At 35.6% G+C, this 4,088-nt stretch carries 4 protein-coding genes; 3 read left to right on the top strand and 1 reads right to left on the bottom strand.

The genetic code is table 11. From position 1 onward, the window contains the following. Positions 1–87 precede the first annotated feature (87 nt). Both ABZA26_RS09260 and hpf read left to right on the top strand, forming a co-directional pair. Positions 88–2,436 carry an ATP-binding protein gene (locus ABZA26_RS09260; protein ID WP_372714238.1) on the top strand — a complete coding sequence of 783 codons (2,349 nt, stop codon included), beginning with the start codon at positions 88–90 and terminating at the stop codon, positions 2,434–2,436. A 116-nt stretch (positions 2,437–2,552) separates the two neighbouring features. Continuing rightward, positions 2,553–2,861, top strand: coding sequence for a ribosome hibernation-promoting factor, HPF/YfiA family (gene hpf / locus ABZA26_RS09255; protein ID WP_372714237.1), 309 nt, complete (start codon positions 2,553–2,555; stop codon positions 2,859–2,861). A gap of 73 nt (positions 2,862–2,934) precedes the next feature. Here hpf and ABZA26_RS09250 read toward each other — a convergent pair whose 3' ends face one another. Beyond that, positions 2,935–3,570, bottom strand: coding sequence for a hemolysin III family protein (locus tag ABZA26_RS09250; protein ID WP_372714235.1), 636 nt, complete (start codon positions 3,568–3,570; stop codon positions 2,935–2,937). A gap of 145 nt (positions 3,571–3,715) precedes the next feature. Here ABZA26_RS09250 and ABZA26_RS09245 point away from each other — a divergent pair. Next, a partial coding sequence (locus tag ABZA26_RS09245; protein ID WP_372714234.1) for a YchJ family protein occupies positions 3,716–4,088 on the top strand: 373 nt, incomplete at its 3' end.

Below are 4,088 nucleotides of genomic sequence, written 5' to 3'. Positions count from 1 at the left end.
TATTTTTATGCCTCTTATAGTTGTAAAATAGAAAAAAATGTAATAATATGATACAAATGATGTCAAATAAAAAAGGCGGAGAGATAATTGAAAAAAATAAATTTTATTATAAAAATCATGTTTTTATTTATGGCTCTTTTTTTTGAAACTTTCTCCAGCTTTGAGGACTCCATAAGTCCCGAAGATATTGCATACATGAAAAAGAAAGAAACAATAAAATTTGCATATGTCCAAAGAAGCTTAGATGGAAAAAGCTACAATGATGTCTATAATGAAGAGATCATTAAAACTTTCAGTAAAAAAACTGGAATGAAGTCCACTCTAGTAAAAGGAAGCCTGAATAAGATAAACAGAATAAAGGATATAGATGTCATAATAGACGGAACACAAGAGAATATCGGATACTCTGACACTCCTTCTATAAATGTATTCCAGTATACTTTTTACAGGCTTAAAGAATCAGCAAATGATGAGAGTGACTTTTTGAAAAATAAAAAAATCGCAGTGCTGGAAGGAGACCCGTCACCTGTGAGCAGACTCCAGAAAATTACAAACAATATAGAGGTCATCCCGGTGGGAAGTATAGAGGAAGGCTTTTTCCTGCTGAGAGAGAAAAAGGCAGATCTGTTTTTTTCCCTAAGGGATGATATGCATATGAGACTTCCTGAACAAAAGATATTTGAAAGAGTCAGCCAGGAAAAAAATTCATATTTAGAAAAAAAATTCAGTGTAAAATCTGAAAACGGAAGTTTAAAAAGAATAATCAATGCATTTATAGGGAACTATAACCATCTTGAAAAAATAGAGGATTATGAAAAAAGTTCTGCCAGACTTCTCTGGGAACTTATTGAAATATCCCCTGAGGAAAAAAAATATCTCAGAGAAAAAGAAAATATAAAAATCGGAGGTTTTTTAAAGGGCTTGGCTCCTATTATGTATTTTGATTCTTCAAACAAGCTGAATGGCGTGGTGCTAGAGTATATCAATATGTTTAAATACGGTGCCGGTATAGACGTATCTTTTGTCCCTCATTACATCGATAAAAGCAGATCTCTAGAAGAATACGGTAAAGAACAGGATATTGATCTTTTTGTGGTGGCTTCAAAAGAACTTATGCATGAAGATCTCGTTATAACCAGGCCGTATTATTACTGCACCCTTGGTATTTTTGGACTAGAACGTGCCGGAGATCATTTTTTCAGAGATATAAACGAGCTCTCAGAAAAAAAAATAGGTGTAGTACATGAAAAATCCCTTCCTTCGATACTGAAAGGAGAGGGGAATTTTGAGATAAAATCAGCCGAAAGTCTGGACGAATTATATAAAATGCTGAAAACTGGCAAAATAGATTACTTTATCTACGATTACACTCTCATGAGCAACTCCAGAAATAAAAAAGGAATGAGCAATTTAAAGCTTTATGGAATACTGGATATTGATTTTTCTCTCTCTTTTGCCACTTTCAAAGAGGATATAATCCTGAGAAATATTATGGATAAAATTTTAAAGTTTGTGGACACTGATGAGATATTTTCAAAATGGGGCTTCAAAGCTCAGGAAAATCCCAATGATACTCCATACCGACAGTGGATGATTATATTCGGAGTGGTATTACTGCTGCTAGTACCTTATCTGATGATTCTAAAAAATGAGATCGGTAAAAGAAAAAAAGCAGAGATAAAACTCCTGGAAACAAAAAGAGAACTGGAAAATGCACTAAACATAAAAACTGCTTTTCTGGCAAATATGAGTCACGAGCTGAAAACCCCTCTGACGGCAGTAATGGGTTTCACAAAACTTCTGTTGAAAAGAGAAGATAATCCTAAAAAACAGCAGCTTCTGCAAAACATCCAGGTGGCAGGAGATACCCTGGTCACTTTTATCGATAATATACTGGACCTTTCTAAACTTGAGTCTGGAAAAGTGGAGCTCAAGTACATAAGGATCAATCTAAGGAATATGTTAGATAACATCGAAAGAATATGTAATGGTCTGAATAAGGGAAGGAATGTTTTCTTTGTCATGAATGTAACAGAAAATGTACCAAAATATTTTATGGGAGATGAAATCCGACTGACAGAGGTTATTCTGAATCTTGTAAATAACTCTTTTAAATTCACCAAGACCGGGAAGGTGGAGGTAAAGTTTGACAGTTACGACGACAAGCTCTTTATAACCATAACCGATACCGGTATGGGCATTCCCGAGGATAAACTCAGTTCTATCTTCGAAAGATATCATCAGCTGGACTTAAACGAAAATATCGAGAAAAAAGGCTTTGGCCTGGGTCTTACAATAGTAAAAGAGCTGGTGGACATGATGGAGGGCGAAATAGAGGTAGAGAGCAAACACAAAGAGTGGACAATATTCAGGATAACCATACCTATAAAGAAAAAACTACCATTGGTAGGGAGCATCAGGGGAAGAGCAAATTAACACCAGGTGCAATGTCCCCTTGTGGGTCTATTTCAGGCTCTGTTATTGCTTTTTTAGATTTTAAGAGCTATAATCTTAGTACAAGAAATTTTTTACTACAGAAGGGAAGTGATTTTATGAAAATCATCGTAAGAGGAAGACACCTGGAAGTAACAGAGGCTATCAAAAATTTTGCAGAGGAAAAAGTACAGAAACTGGAAAAGTATTTTGACCATATAGATGAAGTCGAAGTAGTTCTTTCTGGACATCTGCACAACGAGTTTGAAGCTGAAGCTATTGCAAAAGTAAAAAGTCACAGCTATATAGTAAAAACAAAGGATAAAGACCTTTATAATGCTATAAGCGAATCCAAGAGTAAACTGAAAGATATCCTGGTAAATGAAAAGAATAAAATAATTGATTCTAAAAGAGCACCGTTAGCGTAGAGCCGTTTTTTACGGCTCTTTTTTTTTATTGTTTTTAAGACTAAAAAACTTTACTCGGGAAGAATAGGGCTCCTTATAAATAAAGATATACACAGAAAAAATGCGTTATGCTTCCTCCAAGGACAAAAAAATGCCAGACTCCGTGATGGTATTTAAAAAGGGGGAGGGCAAAAAATATTATTCCCAGAGTATATAAGATTCCTCCTGTAAGGAGAAGTATGAATCCTTCATAGGCTATAGAGGCAAGCAAGGTGCGAACTACAAAAATTATGGACCATCCCATGATAGCATACACAACAGTGGCCGCAGCAACCCACCGGTCTATCCAGATGGCCTTGAATATGATACCCACCAATGCCAGCCCCCACTGAAATGCCAAAAGAGTCCAACCTACTCTTCCCTTTAAAAGGGTAAAACAAAAAGGAGTATAGGTTCCAGCTATCAGAATATATATAGAACAATGATCCAGTCGTTCGAATACCCTCTTGGCCCTCCCTGGCCTCAGGGAGTGATACAGGGTAGACATTGTATACATTATAAAAAGCGACGTCCCAAAAATTATAAATCCAACTGCACTGAGACTGGTGTCAGATCTTATCCCCTTTATAAATAGAAAAACTAAGGCTACTATAGAAAGCAGTATTCCTATGCCGTGGGATACTGCATTAGCTATTTCTTCATCTCTGGAAAACTTATCTACAATTTTCATAGTCATTACCTCATTTCAAAATTATATATTTAATTATAACACTGAGAAAGGTTGAAATAAAGTCAATGGCAAAAATGTTTTTATCATAGATGGAAATTTTTCATGGTATAATTACAGAAGAATTTTTAGAAAAAGGAGAATAACTATGACATTTTGCCCCTGTGGAAGCGGAAAAATATATGAAGAATGCTGCAAAAAATATATAGAAGGAATTCTTGCCCCTCCTACGGCTGAGATTCTCATGAGGTCTAGATATACTGCTTATACACTAGGTGCCGTAGATTACATAATAGAAACCCATGATCCGGAAACTGTTTCAGATGTGGAGAGGGAATCCATACTTGCCTGGTCAAAATCATCTAAATGGAAAGGTCTTGAAATAGTAAAAACAAAGGCCGGAAAAGTGAGAGACAAAAAAGGCACGGTGGAGTTTAAAGCACATTATATTAACAGCGAAAGAAGCCATGTGCACCATGAAAAAAGCCAGTTTATAAAAATAAAGGGCAGATGGTATTATC

The organism is Ilyobacter sp. (assembly GCF_041583315.1).
Lineage (GTDB): Bacteria > Fusobacteriota > Fusobacteriia > Fusobacteriales > Fusobacteriaceae > Ilyobacter.
Note: the sequence above shows the minus strand (reverse complement) of the source record. Positions and strands in the feature narration are given on the sequence as shown.

Coding starts and splice junctions, on each gene's coding strand:
- hpf (WP_372714237.1), top strand. CDS start 2,553: ATGAAAATCATCGTAAGAGGAAGACACCTGGAAGTAACAGAGGCTATC.
- ABZA26_RS09250 (WP_372714235.1), bottom strand. CDS start 3,570: ATGAAAATTGTAGATAAGTTTTCCAGAGATGAAGAAATAGCTAATGCA.